The organism is Pseudovibrio sp. Ad37, assembly GCF_001623075.1.
GTDB lineage: Bacteria > Pseudomonadota > Alphaproteobacteria > Rhizobiales > Stappiaceae > Pseudovibrio.
In genome coordinates, this window is sequence record NZ_LMCF01000013.1 from 21200 (window position 1) to 43221 (window position 22022).

Annotated in this window: 21 protein-coding genes; 12 read left to right on the forward strand and 9 right to left on the reverse strand. The window is 51.3% G+C overall.

The window, feature by feature from the left end; translation table 11 throughout:
• The first annotated feature begins 1 nt into the window (after position 1).
• The 5 genes from PsAD37_RS03730 to cobM are packed head-to-tail and all read left to right on the forward strand — an operon-like array spanning position 2 to position 5232.
• Positions 2-688 carry a precorrin-8X methylmutase gene (locus tag PsAD37_RS03730; protein ID WP_063294994.1) on the forward strand — a complete coding sequence of 229 codons (687 nt, stop codon included), beginning with the start codon at positions 2-4 and terminating at the stop codon, positions 686-688.
• Positions 685-1911 carry a bifunctional cobalt-precorrin-7 (C(5))-methyltransferase/cobalt-precorrin-6B (C(15))-methyltransferase gene (locus PsAD37_RS03735; protein WP_063294995.1) on the forward strand — a complete coding sequence of 409 codons (1227 nt, stop codon included), beginning with the start codon at positions 685-687 and terminating at the stop codon, positions 1909-1911. The genes PsAD37_RS03730 and PsAD37_RS03735 overlap by 4 nt, the downstream gene beginning before the upstream one ends.
• Positions 1890-2630, forward strand: a complete 741-nt coding sequence (cobI, locus tag PsAD37_RS03740; RefSeq protein ID WP_063294996.1) for a precorrin-2 C(20)-methyltransferase — start codon at positions 1890-1892, stop codon at positions 2628-2630. The genes PsAD37_RS03735 and cobI overlap by 22 nt, the downstream gene beginning before the upstream one ends.
• The gene (gene cobJ, locus PsAD37_RS03745) at positions 2603-4456 is read left to right on the forward strand and encodes a precorrin-3B C(17)-methyltransferase (RefSeq protein ID WP_063294997.1); all 1854 of its coding nucleotides are present in this window, start codon (positions 2603-2605) and stop codon (positions 4454-4456) included. Before cobI ends, cobJ begins: the two co-directional genes overlap by 28 nt.
• Positions 4453-5232 (forward strand): precorrin-4 C(11)-methyltransferase, encoded by a 780-nt coding sequence (gene cobM, locus PsAD37_RS03750; protein ID WP_063294998.1) that lies wholly within the window; start codon positions 4453-4455, stop codon positions 5230-5232. Before cobJ ends, cobM begins: the two co-directional genes overlap by 4 nt.
• A gap of 9 nt (positions 5233-5241) precedes the next feature.
• Here the strand turns inward: cobM and PsAD37_RS03755 are convergent, their stop codons facing one another.
• The gene (locus PsAD37_RS03755; protein WP_063294999.1) at positions 5242-6600 is read right to left on the reverse strand and encodes a cobyrinate a,c-diamide synthase; all 1359 of its coding nucleotides are present in this window, start codon (positions 6598-6600) and stop codon (positions 5242-5244) included.
• Positions 6597-7454 (reverse strand): uroporphyrinogen-III C-methyltransferase, encoded by an 858-nt coding sequence (gene cobA / locus PsAD37_RS03760; RefSeq protein WP_063295000.1) that lies wholly within the window; start codon positions 7452-7454, stop codon positions 6597-6599. The genes PsAD37_RS03755 and cobA overlap by 4 nt, the downstream gene beginning before the upstream one ends.
• 89 nt (positions 7455-7543) lie before the next feature.
• On the opposite strand from cobA, the gene PsAD37_RS03765 reads away from it, so the two are divergent.
• Both PsAD37_RS03765 and PsAD37_RS03770 read left to right on the forward strand, forming a co-directional pair.
• Complete coding sequence (locus PsAD37_RS03765; protein ID WP_063295001.1) at positions 7544-8662, forward strand: cobalt-precorrin-5B (C(1))-methyltransferase; 1119 nt, start codon at positions 7544-7546, stop codon at positions 8660-8662.
• Positions 8662-9438, forward strand: coding sequence for a precorrin-6A/cobalt-precorrin-6A reductase (locus PsAD37_RS03770; RefSeq protein ID WP_063295002.1), 777 nt, complete (start codon positions 8662-8664; stop codon positions 9436-9438). The genes PsAD37_RS03765 and PsAD37_RS03770 overlap by 1 nt, the downstream gene beginning before the upstream one ends.
• On the opposite strand, the gene PsAD37_RS03775 is transcribed toward PsAD37_RS03770, so the two are convergent.
• Positions 9428-9985 (reverse strand): cytochrome b, encoded by a 558-nt coding sequence (locus PsAD37_RS03775; RefSeq protein ID WP_063295003.1) that lies wholly within the window; start codon positions 9983-9985, stop codon positions 9428-9430. The genes PsAD37_RS03770 and PsAD37_RS03775 overlap by 11 nt on opposite strands.
• A 137-nt stretch (positions 9986-10122) precedes the next feature.
• Here PsAD37_RS03775 and PsAD37_RS03780 point away from each other — a divergent pair, with 137 nt between their 5' ends.
• Together PsAD37_RS03780 and PsAD37_RS03785 are read left to right on the forward strand one after the other, a co-directional pair.
• A complete protein-coding gene (locus tag PsAD37_RS03780; protein ID WP_063295004.1) occupies positions 10123-10950 on the forward strand; it encodes a RibD family protein in 828 nt (275 codons plus the stop codon).
• Positions 10951-11034: 84 nt separating this feature from the next.
• A complete protein-coding gene (locus tag PsAD37_RS03785; protein WP_063295005.1) occupies positions 11035-11604 on the forward strand; it encodes an NUDIX domain-containing protein in 570 nt (189 codons plus the stop codon).
• Positions 11605-11637: 33 nt separating this feature from the next.
• Here the strand turns inward: PsAD37_RS03785 and PsAD37_RS03790 are convergent, their stop codons facing one another.
• The 4 genes from PsAD37_RS03790 to PsAD37_RS03805 are packed head-to-tail and all read right to left on the reverse strand — an operon-like array spanning position 11638 to position 14973.
• Entirely contained in the window at positions 11638-12459 is an 822-nt protein-coding gene (locus tag PsAD37_RS03790) for a hypothetical protein (RefSeq protein WP_063295006.1), read from the reverse strand.
• On the reverse strand, positions 12456-13565 hold the full coding sequence (locus tag PsAD37_RS03795; protein WP_063295007.1) for a glycosyltransferase family 4 protein: 1110 nt from the start codon (positions 13563-13565) through the stop codon (positions 12456-12458). Before PsAD37_RS03795 ends, PsAD37_RS03790 begins: the two co-directional genes overlap by 4 nt.
• Entirely contained in the window at positions 13558-13977 is a 420-nt protein-coding gene (locus PsAD37_RS03800) for a 6-carboxytetrahydropterin synthase (RefSeq protein ID WP_057461690.1), read from the reverse strand. Before PsAD37_RS03800 ends, PsAD37_RS03795 begins: the two co-directional genes overlap by 8 nt.
• A gap of 18 nt (positions 13978-13995) precedes the next feature.
• Entirely contained in the window at positions 13996-14973 is a 978-nt protein-coding gene (locus tag PsAD37_RS03805) for a zinc-binding alcohol dehydrogenase (RefSeq protein ID WP_063295008.1), read from the reverse strand.
• 114 nt (positions 14974-15087) lie between these two features.
• On the opposite strand from PsAD37_RS03805, the gene mdoH reads away from it, so the two are divergent.
• Positions 15088-16962: a glucans biosynthesis glucosyltransferase MdoH gene (mdoH, locus tag PsAD37_RS03810; protein WP_063295009.1), complete on the forward strand. Its 1875-nt coding sequence runs from the start codon at positions 15088-15090 to the stop codon at positions 16960-16962.
• Between the two features lie 110 nt (positions 16963-17072).
• Here mdoH and PsAD37_RS03815 read toward each other — a convergent pair whose 3' ends face one another.
• A complete protein-coding gene (locus PsAD37_RS03815; protein ID WP_244271714.1) occupies positions 17073-18167 on the reverse strand; it encodes an OpgC family protein in 1095 nt (364 codons plus the stop codon).
• A gap of 157 nt (positions 18168-18324) precedes the next feature.
• Entirely contained in the window at positions 18325-19710 is a 1386-nt protein-coding gene (locus PsAD37_RS03820; RefSeq protein ID WP_063295010.1) for a tetratricopeptide repeat protein, read from the reverse strand.
• A 466-nt stretch (positions 19711-20176) separates the two neighbouring features.
• On the opposite strand from PsAD37_RS03820, the gene PsAD37_RS03825 reads away from it, so the two are divergent.
• The gene (locus tag PsAD37_RS03825; protein WP_063295011.1) at positions 20177-21382 is read left to right on the forward strand and encodes a YeeE/YedE family protein; all 1206 of its coding nucleotides are present in this window, start codon (positions 20177-20179) and stop codon (positions 21380-21382) included.
• 113 nt (positions 21383-21495) lie between these two features.
• A complete protein-coding gene (locus tag PsAD37_RS03830; RefSeq protein ID WP_063295012.1) occupies positions 21496-22020 on the forward strand; it encodes a DUF302 domain-containing protein in 525 nt (174 codons plus the stop codon).
• Positions 22021-22022 lie beyond the last annotated feature (2 nt).

Here is a 22022-nt window from a genome sequence, read left to right on the forward strand (position 1 = left end):
AATGGGCCAGAACGAGATTCCAGAGGTTCTGGCATCCTACGATTACATTAAGGATCCTGCCGAAATATATCGGCAGTCCTTTTCAATCGTACGGACAGAGGCTGACTTACAGAGCCTGCCAGATAATTTGAGGCCTGTTGCAGTCCGCTTGATACATTCCTGTGGGATGACTGATATTCCGCAGGATTTGTCATATTCTGAGGATGTCGTTACCAAAGCAAACGAGGCTCTGCGAAACGATGCTCCTGTACTGACAGATGTCGAGATGGTTGCTCATGGCATCATCCGCAAATATCTGCCAGTTAGCAATCAGGTCATTTGTACTTTGAACCAACCAGAAGTGCCCGAGCTCGCAAAACAGCTCGGTACGACAAGGTCAGCAGCTGCTGTTGAACTCTGGAGACCGCATCTGGACGGTGCAGTCATAGCAATTGGCAATGCCCCGACTGCGCTATTTCATCTTCTTGAGATGGTTGCAAATGGAGCACCAAAGCCAGCTGCTATTCTCGGCTTTCCCGTTGGGTTCGTGGGGGCGGCAGAGTCTAAGCAAGCGCTAGCCACAAGCTCACTCGGAATACCGTTCCTAACGCTTCAGGGACGCAGAGGTGGCTCTGCAATTGCAGCAGCTGCAGTCAATGCAATGGCAGCGGGCTTGCCTGAAGAAAAGGTGCAGGGGACATCAAAATGAGCGGTCAAACAGCACCTTGGCTCACAATCATCGGCATTGGTGAGGACGGATTCAGCGGCCTGTCTGAAACTGCAAAGTCAGCACTGAGCGCTGCCTCCTGCATATATGGTGGAGCGCGACATCTGGAACTTCTGCAGGATGGTGCAAAAAACATCAGTTGTGAGATGAAGGCATGGCCATCCCCGCTTTCAAAAGGCATTGAAGAGCTTGCAGCAAACCGTGGTCAAAACACCGTGGTGTTGGCGACGGGTGATCCGCAGTGGTTTGGTATCGGAGCAACCCTTCATCGTCAGTTTAGCGCTGAGGAAATTGAAGTCATCCCGCATCTCTCAGCTTTCTCTCTGGCTGCAAGCCGCTTAGGTTGGCCTCTGCAAAGTGTTGAAACTCTCAGTTTGCATGGTCGTCCACTAGATACCCTGCGCGGTTTCCTTTATCCCGGCGCCCGCATCATCGCACTCACGTCCAACGGCGCAGCTCCGGGGGAGATTGCAGATCTACTCGCTGATGAAGGGTATGGAGCAAGTACCCTGAAGATACTTGAGCATCTGGGAGGTCCGCAGGAAAACGTTATAAGCTGTGAAGCTGAAGAGTATTCTGATCAAGCTGCCGAGCTGAACACGATTGCGATTGAAGCCAAACCAATCCCAAACACGCCTGTCTTGTCACGCACACCCGGCCTGCCGGATTCTGCGTTCCGCCATGATGGAAAAATGACCAAACAGGAAGTGCGGGCTGTTACGCTTGCCAAGCTTGCACCTATTCCGGGGCAGCTTCTGTGGGACATTGGCGCAGGTAGCGGATCCATCGGTATTGAATGGCTGCGGGCTGCAAAGGACACCAAGGCACTTGCCATTGAGCCGCTGGAAAAGCGGCATGTGTTCATTCGTGGCAATGCTGCAGCTCTCGGAACCCCTACGCTTCAGCTGATTGAAGGCAAAGTACCGGAAGCACTTGATAATTTGCCGCAGCCAAATGCGATTTTTGTTGGAGGTGGCCTGACGTCAAAGGGTATACTAAAAACATGCTTTGAAGCGCTGCCATCAGGAGGTCGTCTGGTTGCCAATGCTGTGACTCTGGAAGGAGAGCAAGTGCTGGTGGAAGGCTGGAAGAAGTACGGTGGAGATCTAAGCCGTATAGCAATATCAAGAGCCGATCCCATTGGCGGTCTCACGGGTTGGCGTCCATTGATGCCGGTAACACAATGGAGCTTGGTAAAATCATGACTGGCACGCTCTATGGCGTTGGTCTTGGACCAGGAGATCCTGAGCTTTTGACGCTAAAAGCTCACCGGCTCATTTGTTCTGCAAAAACAATCGCATACCCGGCTGCCGTTGGAGTGCCCAGTTTTGCTCGACACATTGCAGCACCGTATATTCAAGAGGAAACAACAGAAGTCCCGATTGAAATGCCGATGAAGGTCGAGCGTTTTCCTGCAAAGGAAATCTACGACCAAGCTGCAGAGACGATCTCGGAGAAATTGAAAGCGGGAGAAGATGTTGTCGTCCTGTGTGAAGGCGATCCATTTCTCTATGGCTCGTTCATGTACCTCTACGAGCGCCTGCGCTGTGACTTCTCCTGCGAAATCGTTCCGGGTGTGTCATCAGTCAATGCCTGTGCAGCTGCATTGGGTAGGCCTCTCGCAGCGCGCAATGAAGTGCTGACAATCATTCCTGGTCCGCTGGAAGATGAGCAACTTCAACGCCGTATTGAGCAGTCCGACGCCTTCGTCATCATGAAGGTTGGACGCCATCTACCGCGCGTCAAAGCTCTGCTTGAAAAACTGGGTTTACTTGGTGCTGCGGGATACGTCGAACGGGCGACCTTGCCGGAAATGGTCGTGGCCCGTCTGGCCGACTATCCAAATGAAACGGCACCGTATTTTTCAATGATAATTGTTTATAAGGGAGAAGAGGCATGGACGTTGCACCCGCAATCGTTGTGATCAGCCCGGTCGCTCTGAAAACCGCTCAGAAGCTCTCCACTGTACTGGATGAAAGCCTCATTCATGGCTTTGCAAAACATGGTTCAAAGCCGAACGTAGATTACCAGCTGTCCTTCTCAGAGCCGATGGACCATCTGCGATCCCTGTTTCAGTCAGGAACACCAATCATCGGTATTTGTGCTGCGGGGATTCTCATCCGCGCACTCGCGCCCGTCTTGGGAGATAAGCGCAACGAACCCCCTGTTATTGCGGTGTCAGAAGATGGTTCAAGCGTCGTGCCACTGCTCGGAGGACATCGCGGCGCCAATGCTCTCACTCATCAAATTGCGGAGGCCCTGCAAGGGCATGCCGCGATTACAACTGCCGGCGATACTGTATTTGGTGTTGCACTGGATGACCCACCAGAGGGCTGGACACTGGCAAACCCATCAGATGCCAAGTCAGTTATGGCGCATATGCTGGCAGGTGACACCGTAAAACTCTCCGGTCAAGCAGACTGGTTGGAGGCAGCCAACCTTCCTGTTGCAGATGATGCAGAACTGGAAATTGTCGCAACCGAGCAGCCACATGATGGGCACAACGGAAAGCTCGTGTTCCATCCTCAAACTCACGTTGTCGGTCTTGGCTGTTCCCGAGGGTGCTCTCTTGAGGAGCTGGATGAGCTCCTTCAAAAAGGCTTGGAAGAGGCGGGCATCTCGATGGGAGCTGTCGCAGCTTTCGCGAGTATCGACCTGAAGGCCGATGAAGTGGCTATGAACAAGCTTGCGGTTCGCTACAATAAGCCTTTCCGCCTGTTCACTGCTGACGAACTCAACGAACAAAAAGATCGTCTGCAAAATCCGTCTGACGTGGTCTTTGCCGAGGTTGGGTGCCACGGCGTAAGTGAAGGCTCTGCATTGGCTGGTGTCGGTGCATCTGGCGAACTCGTGCTGGAAAAGCAGAAGACTGCAAACGCCACAGTTGCGATCGCCAGAGCGTTGGTCCCTGTGAAACACGAGAAACTTGGCAGAGCAAGAGGCCGCCTTCACGTCATCGGCATTGGGCCGGGGCAAGAGGCATGGCGTACGCCAGAAGCCTCCAGCTGGTTGGCAGAGGCTGATGAAGTTGTCGGCTACGGCCTCTATCTCGACCTCGTCTCGTCTCTGATCAGAGGCAAACAACGACACGCCTTTCCATTGGGTGCAGAAGAAGAGCGCGTCCGCTTTGCCCTCGAAAGAGCCGGACAGGGCCACAACGTCGCGCTGGTCTGCTCAGGAGATTCGGGTGTCTACGCAATGGGCGCCCTGGTCTTCGAACTGCTAGACCGTTCGCAGGACAATGGTGGCGTCAGCGATGCAGCCCGCCGCGTTGAGGTCGCATCTGCACCGGGCATCTCTGCAATGATAGCTCTCAGCAATCGTATCGGTGCGCCGCTGGGGCACGATTTCTGCGCGATTTCGCTGTCGGATCTCCTCACTCCATGGGAAACCATCCAGCAACGCCTGGAAGGTGCAGCAATCGGTGACTTTGTGATTGGGTTCTACAACCCGGTCTCTAAGCGCCGTCGTACGCAATTGGCTTGGGCACGGGAGAAGCTGCTGGAATACCGTCCAGAAAATACTCCTGTTATTCTTGGATCCAACATCGGGCGAGAGAATGAGCTCATCACCACAACAACGCTGAAGGCACTGCAAGTCGATGATGTCGACATGCTGACCACGGTCATTGTGGGATGTAGCCAAAGCCGCTTGGGGGGCAACGGCCAGTCATTGCATTTTGTGTACACGCCACGCGGATATGCCAAAAGGATTGATGCATCAGAGAAAGAAACGGAGACAGCAGCGTGAGGGTTCATTTCATTGGAGCAGGGCCGGGTGATCCTGAACTCATTACAGTGCGCGGGCTCAAGCTCATCGAAAAATGTAAAGTCTGCCTATACGCAGGCTCATTGGTGCCGCCCGCTATTGTAGAGGCAGTGCCAGATGATGCTTTAGTGATGGATACAGCTTCCATGACGCTGGATGAAATCATCGACGAAATTGCGAAGGCTCACGAAAAAGATCTGGATGTGGCAAGAGTTCACTCTGGCGATCCATCTATTTATGGTGCCACAGCAGAGCAGATGCGCAGATTGGATGATCTGGGCATTGAGTATGATGTAACTCCAGGTGTACCCGCATTCGCTGCGGCTGCTGCTGCCTTGAAAACCGAACTGACGATCCCAGAGATCGCACAGAGCATCATCGTCACCAGAACCTCGATGAAGTCCTCAGGTATGCCTGAGGGTGAGGATTTGGAAACGCTTGGCCGCTCTGGCGCCACACTGGCAATCCATCTCAGTGTTAGAAATCTGGGAGAAATCTATCGGAAACTAACACCGCTTTACGGTGAAGATTGTCCAGTGATTATCGCCTACCGCGTTGGCTGGCCAGATGAGGCATTCATTCATGGAACACTAGCGGACATTCGCGATAAGGCAAAAGCCTCCAAGATCACAAGAACGGCGCTCATTTTTGTCGGACCAGCCTTGAAGGCAGGGAAAGAGTTTCGTGACAGTGCGCTCTATGACGCCAACCACGTTCACGTTCTTCGCCCAAAGAAAAAAGCAAAAGTGACCGTGTAACCAATCAGATCAGGAAGAAGCGGACCACCATTCTTCGCTTCTTTCTGCTACCACGTGGGCAAAAGATCCCATAACGCGTCCATTGATATGGCCCAATGGGTCCAGATCGTGATGCTCTGCATCCTGAGCGTCAAAAAGCGACGGCGCCTCTGATTTCACCGTCAATGTCGAATAGTGGAACTCATGTGCCCCCAAGGGGTTCAGCCAAGGGAAACCAGCAGATTTTGCGGCATCAGTTGCTTTCAGCTTACGATAGCCTAAATGCAGTTTTCTCTTCGCAAAGCTGGTTTCAATCGGCAGCAAACCAAGCATCTCATGAGATTGCCCGCTTTTATCGGTCAAGGCTTCCCCAAGTACCATGTAGCCACCACACTCACCATAAATGAGTTTGTCCGCAGCTGCTGCAGATTTTAGTCCGCGCTTAAAGGTCTCTGCTTGAGACAACTGCCCTGCATGAAGTTCTGGATACCCACCACTCAGGAATATGGCATCAGCATTTGCTGAAGGCTCTTCGTTCGCTAAGGGAGAGAAGAAGGAAAGCGTAACACCTTGCTTCTGCCAATCACTAAGCAGGTGCTCATAGTTGAATGCAAAGGCAATATCCTTAGCAATCGCGATATGTTGCCCAAGCGGTGGTAAATGAGAAATACCCGTAAGCTCTTTGTTTTCCCGGGCAGGAATAGCAAGCACTTTCGCAAGGCGCATCAAAGCCGGCACATCTACACTTTCAGTAGCAACCTCGCCAGCAGCATTTAGAAATTCTTCCAAATCCTCACGCTCACTGGCTTGCACAAGCCCCAAATGGCGTTCCGGCAGTTCCAGTTTCTTTGAGCGATAAAACGCACCCAACACAATGACATTCAACGGTTCCAATGCTCGCCGCAAAATGCGTTCATGACGCGGAGAACCCACACGGTTAAGAATGACACCTTTGATATGACAGTGTGCATGATACGTAAGGAAGCCATGGACAAGGGCAGCAACCGATTGCGCCTGAGACTTGCAATCCACCACGAGAATAACTGGCAGACCCAGATGAACCGCTAATTCTGCAACAGAGCCAGAGCCATCGGCAGCACCGTCAAAGAGCCCCATGGCTCCCTCAATAACCACAACGTCAGAGTGTTTTTCCTGTTCCGTGGCGTTGAGCGAAAGTTGCGCCAATGACATTGCCCAGGCGTCGTAATTAAGGCATGGCCGTCCGGAAGCTGCGCTATGGAAAGCCGGATCAATATAATCTGGTCCCGACTTGCCAGAGGCAATACGAAGCCCGGTATCACGAAGAGCACGCAACAGCGCCAGTGTAATCGTTGTCTTTCCAGACCCGGAAGACGGCGCGGCAATGACGAAACCCTTCGCAATAGTCATAGGGCTGGTTCTTCTTTCATTTGAGAGGGTTGTGAGGTGCGCGCAAGAGTAGGCTCAATCCAGTTCAGTTGCTCACGCAGATTCACCACCTCACCGACGACAACAATTGCAGGCGGCTTTAGGCCACTACTTGCAATATCCTCAGCGCAAGAAGAAAGCGTTGTTTCCAGTACCTGTTGGGTCTGCTGTGTAGCATTGCAGATGACAGCAACAGGCTCGGTCGCACGTCGGCCACCATTCATAAGCTTCTGAGTAATGAGAGAAATATGCTTCATCGCCATGTACATCACGATCACGGGTGATCCTTTGGCAAGAGCATCCCAGTCGAGCTCGTCTGGCGCAACCCCATTTTGGTCATGACCTGTAAGGAACGTAACCGCTTGATTAATCCCTCGGTGGGTAGACGGAATCCCAGCATATGCCAGCCCGCCAATACCAGCTGTGATGCCGGGAATAATACGGAAGGGAACACCTGCATCCACCAGTGCCAGAGCTTCCTCTCCACCGCGGCCAAACACAAACGGGTCTCCACCCTTGAGGCGCATGACACGTTTGCCGGACTTGGCAAGTTCCACCAGCTTAATCGAGATACTTGACTGCTTGGGGGAAGGCTTGCCACCGCGCTTGCCAGCATAGATGATTTCCGCCCCGTCTCCCGCAAATTGAAGTATTCGCTCATCCACCAGTGCGTCATAGACAATGACATCCGCTTGCTGCAGGCCATTCAAAGCATGCAAGCTCAGCAGGCCGGGGTCACCAGGTCCTGCTCCAGCCAACCAAACCCATCCAGCTTCAAGCACCGGAAATTCAAAGTGGGGGAGAGAGATATCAAACAAGTGGGTCTCATGATTCATGTGATTTTGCCTAGCAATTTAATTGGAAACCAATTGGAAGTCCAAAGCCTTCTACTTGGTATATCCCGCTAAATCTGTATAGTCGCCGGATGGCTGAAACTGGGCAAAAAAAACTGAGAACAGGCTGGACAACAGGCGCCTGTGCAACCGCTGCGGCAAAGGCAGCGTATGCAGCTTTTTTGTCTGGAGATTTTTCGGACCCGATCAGCATCACCTTGCCTCGTGGTGATACGCCATCCTTCGCACTTGCCTTTGAGAAATTGAGTGAGAACTCTGCCTCAGCCACCATCATCAAGGATGCTGGTGATGATCCTGATGTAACCCACGGAGCGCTCATTCAGGCCAAAGTGACCCCCAACCCAACGGTCACCGGAATTCGCTTTATCGCTGGCTCTGGAGTTGGAACGGTTACGAAACCCGGTCTGCCGATCCCGGTTGGTGAGCCTGCAATCAACCCCGTGCCTCGCCAAATGATGACCCGTGAGCTGCAACAAGTGGCAGATGATCATGGCGTAGGTCTTGCTGTAGATGTTGAGATATCCATCCAAAATGGCGAAGAACTTGCTCAAAAGACCATGAACCCGCGCCTGGGTATTGTCGGTGGCCTTTCCGTCCTTGGTACAACAGGTATTGTCCGCCCGTTTTCCTGTGCTGCCTGGATAGCATCTATTCATCGCGGTGTAGACGTTGCCCGTGCCACTGGCTTGACCCACGTCGCAGCTGCAACAGGAGCAACCTCAGAAGATGTGCTGCGTGCCCACTACCCTGATTTATCCGAACAGGCTTATCTTGATATGGGAGACTTCGCGGGTGGCCTGCTCAAATATCTGCGCGCGCACCCTGTTCGGAAACTAACGATTTCCGGTGGAATTGCAAAGCTGACGAAGCTTGCACAAGGCGCTATGGACCTGCATTCAGCCCGCTCCGCAGTCGATTTTGATGCCCTCGCAGATGTGCTGGATCATGCCGGAGCTTCGAAAGAGCTCCTTGAGGAAACAAGAAGGGCAAATTTAGTCTCTCATATTGCTCAGAAAGCTGCTGCTGAAAACATTCATATGGGAGAGGTCATAGCGCAGAGAGCACAGCGTGCGGCCTTAAACATCCTTCGCGGAGCTCCAGTGAGTGTCGAGATTATCGTGGTCGATCGGCAAGGTCAGGTATTGGGTCATGTCCCAGCGAAAGAACCTGCAAAACTGGAGCAGTTTTGATGTTGGAGAGGTCCAAAATCCTCGTGCTCGCAGGCACACAAGAAGCCAGAAAGCTGATTGGTGTGTTGGTTGCAAATACCGAGTACGAAGTCATCGCGTCACTCGCAGGCGTAACCAAAAATCCAGCAGATCTGTCAGTGACGACACGAACCGGAGGCTTTGGTGGCGCCGATGGTCTCTCAAACTACTTGCAAACTCAGGGCATTGCTGCCGTCGTCGACGCAACCCACCCCTATGCCGCTCAAATATCCTGCAATGCGGTCGAAGCAGCAAGACCTCTTGCGATTCCGTTGCTCCGTTTTGAACGAGCTGCTTGGGAGCAAGCCAATGATGATATTTGGTATTCGGCAGATAACGTAGAAGAGTCATTGAGCTTGATTCCACCCAACGCGAAGGTCTTTTTTGCTGCCAGTACCAAGATTGCTGCACCGCTGAAAAAGCGCCCAGATCTGATTTTTGTAATCCGTACTTTAAAAGGCCCGAGTGATAGTGAAGTGCTTCCAAACGCGGAGTACATTGAAGGACTGCCCAATGAAAGCTGGCTTGAAGAGGCCGAGCTTTTCAAGGTGCTGAAAGTAGACTGGCTCATCAGCAAAAACAGCGGTGGATCTGCGTCCTACGGTAAAGTAAAGGCTGCTCGTGAGCTACAGATACCTGTTGCAATGCTCAAGCGCCCAGAGCTATCCAACGGCATGTTGTGTGCGTCGATTGACGAGGTATTGAAGACCTTAAAGGCTTGCGTGAAAAATGCGCAGTACTGCAAAATTACTCTTTAGGCTTCTGATAGGGCGCCGTTGTCATCCGCTCAATAATCCCATCTTTAGCGATAAGCCAGTGATAAAGCGCACCCAAAATGTGAAGCGTGATCAACCATGCAAACACAACACCAACAGTCGCGTGGAAATCCAGAACGCTTTCTGAAACTGGACGATTTTGCGGAACGATACTCGGCAGATCAAACAAGCCAAAAAATGGCATAGGTGCTCCGTATAGAGAGAGCCCTACCCAGCCAAGGATCGGGTTTGCGATCAGTACGAGATAGAGCAACCCGTGTACTGAACGTGAGACGATCCGAAGCACTGGTGCAAGGGAGGCAGGCGGTGGCGGAGCGGGAGTGATCCAATGTTGGAGAAGGCGCAAAACCACAAGCAGGAAGAGCAGGATACCGATGCTTTTGTGGTAGAAATAGAGCGTATTCTGAAGGGCACCAGGTCCCAGGTCCGTCATCACCAGTCCCATCGGAACCATGATTAAGACCAGAATGGCGACGATCCAATGATACGTCTTTGCCATGACTGAATACCCGGCAACTTGATAGGCCATGCTCTATTCTCCTGATAATCCCAGAGGATCCTGAAGAGCCCCTGCAATCTCCTGATCGACAGATTAATCAAGGTTCGTTACCACTAGGCTAACCTTAGGTGAGGTGAGCTGTGAACTCGGTAAAACAAGGGGGCTTGATGGACAGGGGCCACACAACACCAATACATCTGCAAGATCATCCGAATAATTCTCAGTTGACCTGCGAAAAGCCACTAGAACAGTCCTCGGGATATTTGTCTCCTGATGAATGGCAGGAGGTCTTAGCAGCATCAGTGGAGAGGCGTGCACCAGACCTACAAGGCTATGGTAGTGTGTTTGCACCCCTTTGCATGGCGCAAAAGCAATTTGTTATTGGTCAGCTTGGACAGTCAGTTGATGGTCGTATTGCGACGGTCACCGGAGACTCCAATTATGTGAGTTGTTCTGAAGCATTGATCCATCTTCACCGGCTCCGAGCACTTTGTGATGCTGTCGTGGTGGGAGTGGGAACTGCGGTTGCGGACAACCCTCAGCTCACTGTCAGGCATGTCAGTGGACGTCACCCGGCACGCATTGTCATCGACCCTTATGGTCGAATGCCTCGCGACAGTACACTCCTGCAGGATACAAATGCTCGCCGCATTGTGATTACGCGAACAGATGCCCATGCACGTTATCCTGATGGAGTGGAATGCTTTCAGCTACAGCCGAATGCAAAAGGCCGTCTGTCCTGTGCTGAAATCCGGCATGCACTGCGAGAATTTCGATGCATCCTCGTTGAAGGTGGTGCTTGGACGCTGTCTCGCTTTATCGAGCTGAAAATGATCGATCGTCTTCACTTGATGATCGCCCCACTAATCATCGGATCAGGGCCAAGAGGTCTTCAGTTACCTGCGATTGATTACCTCGCACAGGCTATCCGCCCCGATGTCACTTGGCATCCTTTGGGTGTTGATATGCTGGCAGATCTGAGCCTGAGCAATTAACTCTCCCAAGGAGTTGAAAAGAATTTCCTTTCGCCAACAAGTACTCGTATAAACTTGCGTGAATTTCCGAATAAGGACACACGCATGCCAGAGCTCATCAGACGCACCACCCTTTTGGAAGCTAAAGGGCGGATTGAGGAAGTTGAAGTGGGTGTTGTTCACGAGGATGGACGCGAGCACATCACGACAGATCCGGTATGGGTCTACGGCGATTCAATTGCCGTGCTGGCTTATGACCCTCAAGCGAAAACAGTCCTGCTCGTCAAGCAACTTCGTGTAGCACCCTACATCATGGAGGAAGAGATTATCCTGGAGGCATGCGCTGGCGGAATCGAGATCAGCGATCTGTCCATAGAAGAAGCATGTGTACGCGAAGCTCAGGAAGAACTCGGCTGTCAGCTTACCAATCTCACCAAGGTTGCTAATGTCTTCATTAATCCCGCACGTCTTGCTGAGCGGGCGCATTTCTTCCTTGCTGAGTACATATCTGGCGACCTGAATATTGAAGGTCGTGACCTGGATGATGACGAAGATATTGAAGTTGTCGAGTTGTCATTCCATGAACTGCGAAAGCTCTACGACAAGCAGGAAATCCGCTGCCCACGTCTCTTCATGCTCACACAGGCGTTGATCTTAAAGAACATAGGCCTCTAATTTTGAGTGCTGGAAGCAAAGGTCTTCATAGCTTCATTGAGGCGGAAGGCCAACAATATCAACATGTCCGACCTGCAGTTGTGATTTGCCTTTGCCAAGTGCCGCTAAACGAAATTCTAGCCAGTCATCCACGATTGCATCTGATACCCCAACTTCGCGTGCGGCTTGGGCCCACCCCTTAATCAGCTCCAGTTGCAAAGCATCATCTTCAGGTGCGCATACCCAGTCAGAGCGTCCGGTAAAGCAGGTATACCCCGCCTTAAGCAATCGCTCACGAGCATGAAATCCACCAAGCGGCCCTAACGCAGACCCAAACCCTTTATCTGTTGCCTGATGCTGATTGAATGCCCGCTGAATAAGCCGGTCTGTCGGGTGGTGTGGTTTGCTCAGTAGGATACCGTTGTACGAAAGCCCTGCAAGAAACGGGAGTTTCAGCTGACGCATACGGGCAACAAAGCTATCCAGCCAGTTTGCACTCACAAGATCCAGAAAGGCCGAGGTAACAACGCCATGATGCCCTTCCAAAATATCCAGTGACCCGACATCAGTCAGCTCGCAAACGTCTGTTTTCGTTCTAGTATGAGGCAAGGGAGGAGAGATGCGTTTTGCAACTTTGAGAAGTTCAGGGTCGTTGTCGATCAGTAACCACACCTGCTCCCTGTTTGACTCAATGTGTTCTGCCAGATCCTGCAGAAAGGACCCCGTTCCAGCACCCACATCAATGAGTCTGAGCGGACCACTCTTGGGAGCATGCTCGACCAACCAGCTACAAAACTTTTTCATGACGTCTTTATTGCGCGCACGCCGGTCCGCTTTACGACGTAATGAGAGCCATTCAGAGGAAAAACCACTCACCTGTGAGCCTCCAGTGTGCAAGCAAAGGCCTTTGCGCTGTCATTCCAATCTGGCAATGCACGAGCAGCAGCAAGGGCCCCAGTTGAAAGTTGAGAGCGTAACTCCTTGTTTTGAAGAAGTGTTTTGATCGCCTTGCCCAAAGCTAGAGGATCGCCTGCACCAACATGAAAGCCGGCTGTAGGCGGAACCGTCGATGCGACAGCTCCCTCGCCACTTGCAATAATCGGGAGCCCAAAACTCATAGCCTCCGCAAAAGCCATCCCGTATCCCTCATAGTATGTTGGGAGCACAAAGAGGTCGGCTGATTGATAGAAACCTGTTAATTCAGCTTTGGGAATGCCTCCATGAACGCGAATACGCTCAGTGAGGTCATGCTTTTTGATCTGAGATCGCACTTGGCTCGCATATTCTGGATCAAACCGCGTTTCTCCAATGAGATCCAGATGCCAGTCCAAGTGCTTCAATTGCCCCAGCGCTTCAACTAAATGCAATTGCCCTTTTCGCGGTACCAACGACCCAACACAAAGCAACTTTGGGGTTGCCAGAGTATCGTTCGAGGTTGGAGCGCTCTCCGAGACAGTTGGCCGATCAATACCGGGTAGAACAATACTGATCTTCTCCGCAGGAACGTCCATTTGAGAGATAAGCGTCTTCTGTGTCGAAGGACTGGTCACAATCACATGCTTTGCGAATGTGAGAGCTTGCGTCTCAGCTGCGCGGAGCACCTTTGCCAGCTCAGGGGCAATCCCACTTTCCAGAAACAGTGGGTGATGAACCAGCGCAATGAGACTGGAACGATCAGCGATGTTCTGCGCCAGATCAGATGAAGCCCCAAGCACCAAACCATCCACGATGATCAAAGCTGAGGGCTCTATCTCTTCAATGACTTCAAGCGCCAGCTTTTTGTCAGCATCAGATGGGACTGGATAGGTGCCTTCAAGGCTAATGAGTGAAACATTCCAGCCGTGTTTCTGCAGCCCCCGAATGATCTCACGATCATATCGATAACCACCTGTGGGCGTATTCAGATCACCGGGAAAGACAAAATAGCAAGATCTGGCAGGTGCTTCTGCTGTCTGGCCTAAAGAAGGATGTAAGTTACTCATGAGCCTCGGATGCAGTCAACGGCGCCTCATAAGACGCACGCGCATTAGGGTTCTCGGAAATTGAAACGCGTACCTTGCTAAGTTCGCTCGGTTCGCGGCCCAGTTTATGTAGATAAGCAGCATCGCACACGCGCTGGTAAATGTAGCTACAGAGAAAATCGACCGTGGTGTTCCGCCCCTTGAACTGAGGAAGGTCATCAAGATTCTTGTAGTTGAACGGATGCAGGATTTCTGCCAGCACATCAAGCGCATTGCCAATGTCGATGACAATCCCGTTCTCATCCAGTTCCTCTGCAAAAATAGCGACGTGGACGTGTGCAGTAAGGCCATGAAGCTGAGAGGCGGGACCAAACACCTCTCCCTTCAGGCTGTGCGCGATCATTATGTGATTGCTGATTTCGACTGAATACATCTCAAAGTCCTCATAAAATTAAGTGTAAACAATGGGTTGGCATAAAGTATCTTTCTTGCCTGAAAGAACGTCTTTCAAATCCTTCGGCGCTTTTTCAAATTCGATGGGAGGCGCGAGCAAAGTATCGAGCACGTCATCTTTCAGAAGAGAAATTGCCGCCTCCATTCGCCTGCGGTGTGTCCAGCGTGGCCTCATGATGGGGGCAACCTGACCGACTTGAGACGAGATAAGACTGAGGCGCTGGCTGTGAAAACTCCCACCAAGAACAAGACCGGAAGGGCGCGAGCCATACCAGGACGCCTCCACAATTCTGGCTTCTCTCCCTGCAATTCGGATCGCAGTGTTCAAACCAGCTTCAGAGGCGCTGCAATGCACGACAACATCTTGATTTTCGGGAGCAACTTCCGGCAAGGAAAATGCGCAGGAAAACTCGTCTGCAATGTCCTGCCGCTTCGGGTTGACGTCAATCATAGTCACGTTCGCACCTGCGATGCGAGCGCAAAGATAGCCAACCAGTGAGCCAACAGTGCCAGCACCAACCACGGCAACATTGGAACATGGCAGAATAGCTGCATCCCACATGATGTTCAGCGCTGTTTCCATGTTTGCTGCCAAAGTAGCGCGGGTACTCGGCAAATCAGAAGGGATAAGATAGAGCGCATCTGCGGGGAGCAGAAAGTTGCTTTGGTGCGGAAAAAGAGAAAAAACGCGTTGGCCCGCTTTTAAATCATCTTTTGTTTCAATCACTTCAGAAACGTTTGCGTAGCCGTATTTAACAGGAAAGGGAAAGGTCCCTTCCTGAAACGGAGCTATCATCCGCTCCCGCTCGCTTACTGGCACATCACCACAATAGACAATGGCCTCCGTACCTCGGCTGATCGCGGAAGCATGAGTTTTTAAGTAAACACGGTTACCAGATGATTTAGAGAGTTTTTCCTCTCTTATTTCAATGGTTTGAGGCGCAGTGTACCAAAGCGCTCTGGCTAACTCAGACAAGAAACGCGCTCCCCGGATCGCTAAGTTTTCACAAATATACTCTAGGGAAACGTGAACAAAGGAAACTAGCAGAAATGTAGGTGCCTCTAAAAACAATAATAATTTGGGTAGGACATGACAAAACAATCACGGGTTCCTGAAGAGAACGCCCGCACTAGTCTTGTTGACCAGCTGCTCTCCACCAACATCATCGACAAGCATCAGGAAAATAAGCGCTTATTCAGGCGCAGACTGATCTTTGGAGGGCTCGTTCTAACCTCTTTGGCAGTGTTGACCACCATCATGTCACTCACACTGTTCCTCAACGGCTTTGCCCTTTCAAAAGTCGTGATGCTTCTCGCATTTCTGGTAACCTTACCATGGCTCGTTATCGGCTTCTGGCATGCTGTCATTGGCTTGATGCTCATGAGATTTTCTTCAAACTCTACTGCACAGGTGTATGCTGGCACGCCTCTGGGTACACTTGACCTAAAAAAGCCCTTACAGAACAAGCAAACCGCATTGCTTTCCTGCGTGCGAAACGAAGACTCGCCTGAAGTGGCTGCCAAGCTGGAAGCGATGCTTCAAGATCTGGATCGTCTGGAAAAGCTCAACGGCTTCTCTCTCTACATCCTGAGTGACAGCAATGATCCTGAGCATATCCGGCAAGAAATGCGGGAGTTCTCGCTGCTACGGGCACGATGGCAAAATCGGATTGAAGTGCTTTATCGCAGACGTGAGAAGAACACTGGTTTCAAAGCAGGAAATGTCGAAGATTTCTGCCGCAACTGGGGTACTCGGCATGAATATGCGATCACGCTGGATGCTGATAGCTTCCTCTCGGCAGAATCCTTATGCCACCTTGTAAGCAAAATGAATGCAAATCCTCGTCTGGGTATTTTGCAAACACTTGTTCTGGGGCTTTCAACCAACTCGTTCTTCACCCGTGTTTTCCAGTGGGGCATGCGCTTGGGAATGCGCTCCTACACACTTGGCGCGGCGTGGTGGCAAGGCTCGTCAGGTCCGTATTGGGGACACAATGCGATTTTTCGTGTAAAGCCCTTCACGCAATTCTGCAAGCTTGAGCCTCTGCCAGGAAATGACGCATTGAGCGGCCCGATTCTCAGTCATGACCAGGTTGAAGCTGTGATGATGGCAGACGCGGGCTATGAGGTACGCGTATGGCCGGTAGAAGGTGGCAGCTATGAAGAAAACCCACCTCATTTGATCGAGTTTATCCGCAGAGATCTGCGCTGGTGCCACGGAAATCTTCAGTACTTTAAGTTGCTCCGAGAACCCGGTTTTAAGCTGCTGGGACGAATCCAACTTGGCCTTGCAATCCTCATGTTTGCTGGCTCTCCGGCATGGTTCATTTTTATCGCAATGGCGATTTTAACCGCATCCGTTTCAGCGCCCGAGACGATGGCATTCGACCCGTTTTACGGTACGATTCTGATCGTGGTCATCATGAGTATGGTCTTTGCACCTAAGCTCGCGACGCTTGCCCATGTCCTTACAGTTCGGAACGAACGCCGGGAGTATGGCGGCTTTTTCTCGGTGTTTGTCAGCGCATTCTTCGAACTGGTCTATTCCATGCTGCTAGCACCAGTCATGGCAATTGCGCACAGCATCTTTATTGCACAACTGTTCGCAGGACGAAAAACGCAATGGGGAGGGCAGGAAAGACAACCTCATGGTATCCCGTTCCTTTTGGCAGTGAAGAAGTTCTGGCCCCAGACTCTTTTCGGCCTTTGCGGTGTAATTTGGATGATGGATTATACTTTTGCAGATACATGGCTTCTGCTTCCGGTAATCCTTGGACCATTGCTGACAATCCCGTTTGCAATGATCACCTCAAAACCAGCGCTCGGTATGTACTTTAAACACTCCGGGCTTTGGGTGTTGCCTGAAGAAAAGAAAACACCGTATGAACTGCAAGGCCTCAATAAAGAGCAGCGCCGTGTAGAGTTGGAACTTGCCAAAGCAAACCGAGCTGCGGCCACTCGATAAAAGAATGAGCTGAAGGTGGTGAGAACCATCAGGTTTCCAGGAAAAAGCCGGTTGCGTAAATGGCACGCAACCGGCTTTCTGATTTCTTGGTTTCTATTGAACTGGCCAAGCTAGGAAGCTGGCTTTTCCTTTGGCTTTCTCCATGGCTCACCTTTAAACCATGCCACGGTATAGGCGACGGCAATTAAGCCTGCAAAACCAAGCAAGTTTGCCATGATTCCACCTGTGACTGTGCCTTTCAAACCGAGTTCATCCCGGAAGATTGCAATGCCCTGCGCAAGTATGAGGCTAGCAAGGAAAACAGCGAGAGACTGTTGGCCTACCTTCTTGATGACCCGGACAACTTTGCCGCCAAAACCGCCCATGAGCAGGCGTTGCCCGCCTTCTCCAACAGCCACCCACGCCACATAAGCAAGGGCAAGGAAGTGGATGTAGCGCAGGAGGCCCATCTCGGATTTTACTGTGAGGTCGCTGATATCATTTGCAATTCTGCGGAGCTCAGGCACCTCATTGAGAATGCGGAAGTAAGCAAACGGAATCGTAAGAATGATAATCGAGGCGCTCAGGAACAAGAGACGTTTCTTGACTGGAGGAGCCGGAATCCAGCCCTTGATGAAGGCAAATCCGGTAAAGAACAGCAACTGCCATGCAAACGGATTGAAGAACCAACGGCGATCGGACCATGGCTCAGCAGGGAAATCCACCAGCCGGAAGGTTGCGATCAGCCAGAACGCGATGATGATTGCTGCAACTGCACCTCGTCCGGCCTTGTAATACGCAATCATGATCACTGGCAACATCGCCAGGATCACCAGATACATCGGCAGAATATCGAAGTAGTTCGGCACATAGGTAAGGGTCAGCAGACCTGGCAGTTGGAAGATCGGATCCTCGAAGAAATGCCAAAGGTTCAGCTTCCCGACATAGTCGTCGCTGGTCCAGCCATTGATTTGCAGGAAGGCAAGCATGCCCGCAACGGCGAGAAACAGGCAGATATGGGCCCAGTAAACTTGCCAGACGCGATAAAGAACACGCGCGCTGCCCATGACCAGGCCATGCAGTTCAAAGACGCGCCCGAAGGCAATTGCGGAGGCCATGCCAGAGCAAAACACAAATATCTCGGTTGCATCGGAGAACCCGAAACGCGCCGGAATCCAAAGAGCCCACCCGTTTGCAGGAAGGTGGGCTATGAAGATGATGAACATTGCGATCCCTCGAAAAAAATCGAGGCGTGGATCTCTTGGTCGGCTGGCCGTTTTCATAGGGGTCGGCGGTATACTGTGCTGGTTCACGATGTCTCTGAAACTAAAAACTATAGATGATGAAATGCAGCTCCGAAATCCCCCGAAGCTGCACCTCCATTTATCCCATACGGAATCGTAGGTGTTCACTTTGCATGAGGTCGGTGGCTTCCGTCATGCGGGTTGCTTGAGCCATGCGGGTTTCACCATAGGTGTCTGATCCGCCTCTCAAGCGTGTGCGCTCATCAATCATCCGTTTTGCTTCCTGACAAAGGCCAGCGCGCAAAGCGGCTTCAATTGTGAGGCGTTCAAATACATCACGCTGAGCATGACTGCCACCAACGGTACGCAGCAGCGGGCGTGCTTCTGCGAGGTGGTGGTAAGCGCTGAAGTAATTGCCGTTCTTGAACTGCATCAAGCCAGATGCTGTTGGAGAACCAGTTGTTTTGGTTACGAGACCCATCTCGTTGGTGTCTTGTTCACCAAATGTGCGCATTCGAGTCAACAGACGGTCAGAGGACTGACGACGGTTGTCTCCCAGCAGAGCAAGCATGTAGTGCAAGTCTGCGAAAACATTACAGGAATCGTCGATGCGCTTTTCGCTGATGCTTGCCAGTTCTTCCCAGCGGTTACCAACCTTGATGCCCTCAAGCTCAAGGCGAACCAGCATGGAAGCTGCATTGGAGATATCGCGATAATCGTCTGTGTGATCTTTACGGAACTTTTGGTCATAGAGCTCGAAAACACGCTCAACATTGCCACGATCAAGGTGCAGCAGCGCAAGGTGCCACCAAACGTGATAGCCAAAGTTGTTGCAGTGTTCCCAAGCTTTTGGCTGGTCATCAAGCCATTTGATGCCTTCTTCGGTCTGACCCGTCATGTCCAACACGTGAGCAACGGCATGCAAGCCCCAGGCATCATCATGTTGAAATGCAACGGCTTCTTTGCCGATCCGTTCAGCCCGCTCAAAATCACCAGTCTCTTCCAGAGCAAAGGAGTAGCAGCCGTGCACATAGCCCTTTGCAACATGATCGTCTTCATAAGACGAGATCACACCTTCAATCGAGGAGCGCATGCGGGATGGCTGGCCAAGAACGAAGCGAATAGCGTGGACGAGCTTTAGAAGGAATGCATCGCGTGGGTATTTAAGAAGCAGTTCGTCAAGACGATCAGCAGACTTGGTCGGCGTACCCTGAAGCCAGTCATTCAAAGCCTCAATAACAGCTTCTTCACGGTCTGTGATCTGTGTATCTCTGCGGCATTTATCAGCAATTGCATAAGCTTCAAAGGCAGTTGCTGTCATTTCGCGTCTGCCAAGCAGTAAGCAGAACAGTCCACGCGCGGCTTGAGCCAGAGCGAAGTCTGGGTCGGCCTCCAGTGTTTTCGCAAGATGCTCCGGCGTTGCAGCACTATGTGCCAGAAACGCAAGAATAGTGTTGTTCCAGTGTGTTAATGCACCCTTATCGGAGAGTGTTACCGTGTATTCGAACTGGTCATCAATGCGCATGGATGCGACCCGTGGTTGAGGCGACCGGTATTTCGTGCAATGTGCAATCGCTTATGAGATAAGCCATTGGGTTTACATTACTAACGACACAGGTCTGCCAGGAAATCTGTTGATCAGAACCCTTTCAAAACTGGCGATGACGTTCAACACACAAAATGGTGTTTAATATCAGCAAGCTTTGTTTATGTAGAAAATATAGTTCACCCTCATGAAGAAATAGAAAACACTATTCTATTCACTAAGAAAAAATATGCGTCAAATAGAAGCTTACTTGTAAAAACCGACTATTATTAATAGTGATAATAAGTAAGATTTTAGGTATTAAGTTCTATTATACTTGTATTTATTACCTTGTGATAATCTTCTGTTTGTTGGATGAAATAGTGTTCACTGCTTCTTGATTTTCTAGTTAGTCCCCACTGTGTAATGTCCTTACTCCAAGAGAGACTAAGTACGTGGCGAATTCATGGCGAATACGAGTAGCTATCAACAAACAAAAATCGATCAACAGATTCAATCACCGCAATCTGTAATCGTCATCGGTGCGCTGGTCGCGTTGGCCGGTGTTGCTCTATTGGGACTCCAGAACAACGGCTGGCGTGTTTTTGGCGGTGCCTTGATCGGTGCTCTGGCAGGTGTTGCGCTGTACCATACGAGCTTTGGATTTACGGCAGCGTGGCGCCGTATTGTCACCCAGCGAAGAGGGCAGGGGCTTCGTGCTCAATTTCTTCTTATCTCATTGGTTTGTTTAATAAGTTTCCCGCTCCTCCAATACGGACCAGACATCGGAATACGCACCGGTGGCTTCGTGTTTCCATTCGGTGTTGGAGCAGCTGTCGGAGCATTCATTTTTGGCGTCGGAATGCAGCTCGGCGGAGGCTGTGGATCAGGCACATTGTTCACTGTCGGAGGCGGCTCATCACGCATGGTGATCACACTTGCCTTCTTCATTTTGGGAAGCGTAATTGCAACAGCGCACCTTTCATTCTGGAATTCTCTTCCAAGATTACCGGCATTTTCGCTTGTGCGTGGCTATGGGGTCGTCCCTGCGCTGCTGATCACCATTTTGCCACTTGTCGCCTTTGCGATATTCTCGGTGTTTATCGAGAAAAAACAATGGGGTGAACTTGAGAAATCCCGCAAAACCACCGGGTTTTTCCAGGGCCAATGGGGCTACGTTCTGGGTGCGTTGATGTTGGCGTTGGTTTGCGTTCTTACGTTCGTTGTGCTGCAGCGCCCGTGGGGCGTAACATCCGGCTTCGCACTCTGGGGCGCAAAGTTTTTCTATGCCATTGGTATCCCGGTAGAGACCTGGCCTTACTGGCAATGGCAGGTTGGTGCGATCAAAAGATCTGTCTTCGCCGATTCCACATCCGTCATGAACTTCGGCATTGTGCTCGGGGCTCTGATTGCAGCTGGACTGGCCGGAAAGTTCAATCCGATGAAAAAAATTAATCTTAGAGATGCTGGAACTGCAGTGGTCGGAGGCCTCTTGCTCGGGTACGGCGCGCGCCTTGCTTACGGATGCAATATTGGGGCGTATCTCGGGGGTATAACCTCTGGCTCCATACATGGATGGCTATGGCTCGTCTTCGCCTTTGCCGGGTCCATGGTTGGAACCCGTGTCCGTCATTTGATCGGAATGGACCCTGCACCTATTACCGCGAAATAAAAGCCAGCTGCCGGAACCGACTAAAACTTGGCCAATTAAAATCAAGGGAGCTTGAACAACAGCCTGTTCAACTCCCGCTTTTAAACTCATTTCATTACGAAAAGGATTGAACCATGAAACTCCTTACGGGGATGCTCGGCTTTGTTGGAACATTGATGTTCGTTATGGCCGCTTTTCAGCCATCCCAGGCTCAAATCACCACAGAGCAGGCGCAGCAGGGCAAGGTGCTTCCACGCAATGGCTGGCGGGTTATCGAAACCACCATAGCGATTGATGAACTGCTGGATTCCCTTAAGAAAGCCATTCGCGAAGAAGACATGTTGCTCGTCAGCATGGCAAGTGCTTCTCGAGGCGCTAAAGCAAACGGTTTCGAGATTCCGGGCAACTACGTGATTGGAGTGTTTCGCAATGACTTTGCGCGCCGCATGTTGGCAGCAAGTGTGCAGGCAGGTATTGAGGCGCCAGTTCGTTACTATCTGACGGAAAATCCAGATGGCACAGCAACGCTGTCATGGAAGACGCCGAGCTTCGTATTTCAGCCTTATCGCGACAGAGCTTCTGAGGACCTGGTCTCGCTAAGCGAGGAGTTGGACGTGATCTTCCAGCGGATTGCGGACCGTGCCACAGGCAACACCTGAGG

Bases quoted from the DNA above. Each gene is read 5' to 3' on its own strand.
- PsAD37_RS03795 (WP_063295007.1), bottom strand. From the start codon at position 13,565: ATGAGTAACTTACATCCTTCTTTAGGCCAGACAGCAGAAGCACCTGCC.
- PsAD37_RS03730 (WP_063294994.1), top strand. From the start codon at position 2: ATGGGCCAGAACGAGATTCCAGAGGTTCTGGCATCCTACGATTACATT.
- PsAD37_RS03755 (WP_063294999.1), bottom strand. From the start codon at position 6,600: ATGACTATTGCGAAGGGTTTCGTCATTGCCGCGCCGTCTTCCGGGTCT.
- PsAD37_RS03775 (WP_063295003.1), bottom strand. From the start codon at position 9,985: ATGGCCTATCAAGTTGCCGGGTATTCAGTCATGGCAAAGACGTATCAT.
- PsAD37_RS03785 (WP_063295005.1), top strand. From the start codon at position 11,035: ATGCCAGAGCTCATCAGACGCACCACCCTTTTGGAAGCTAAAGGGCGG.
- PsAD37_RS03800 (WP_057461690.1), bottom strand. From the start codon at position 13,977: ATGTATTCAGTCGAAATCAGCAATCACATAATGATCGCGCACAGCCTG.
- cobJ (WP_063294997.1), top strand. From the start codon at position 2,603: ATGGACGTTGCACCCGCAATCGTTGTGATCAGCCCGGTCGCTCTGAAA.
- PsAD37_RS03815 (WP_244271714.1), bottom strand. From the start codon at position 18,167: ATGTTCATCATCTTCATAGCCCACCTTCCTGCAAACGGGTGGGCTCTT.
- mdoH (WP_063295009.1), top strand. From the start codon at position 15,088: ATGACAAAACAATCACGGGTTCCTGAAGAGAACGCCCGCACTAGTCTT.
- PsAD37_RS03820 (WP_063295010.1), bottom strand. From the start codon at position 19,710: ATGCGCATTGATGACCAGTTCGAATACACGGTAACACTCTCCGATAAG.
- PsAD37_RS03825 (WP_063295011.1), top strand. From the start codon at position 20,177: ATGGCGAATACGAGTAGCTATCAACAAACAAAAATCGATCAACAGATT.
- PsAD37_RS03780 (WP_063295004.1), top strand. From the start codon at position 10,123: ATGGACAGGGGCCACACAACACCAATACATCTGCAAGATCATCCGAAT.
- PsAD37_RS03770 (WP_063295002.1), top strand. From the start codon at position 8,662: ATGTTGGAGAGGTCCAAAATCCTCGTGCTCGCAGGCACACAAGAAGCC.
- PsAD37_RS03735 (WP_063294995.1), top strand. From the start codon at position 685: ATGAGCGGTCAAACAGCACCTTGGCTCACAATCATCGGCATTGGTGAG.
- cobA (WP_063295000.1), bottom strand. From the start codon at position 7,454: ATGAATCATGAGACCCACTTGTTTGATATCTCTCTCCCCCACTTTGAA.
- cobI (WP_063294996.1), top strand. From the start codon at position 1,890: ATGGAGCTTGGTAAAATCATGACTGGCACGCTCTATGGCGTTGGTCTT.
- PsAD37_RS03830 (WP_063295012.1), top strand. From the start codon at position 21,496: ATGAAACTCCTTACGGGGATGCTCGGCTTTGTTGGAACATTGATGTTC.
- PsAD37_RS03765 (WP_063295001.1), top strand. From the start codon at position 7,544: ATGGCTGAAACTGGGCAAAAAAAACTGAGAACAGGCTGGACAACAGGC.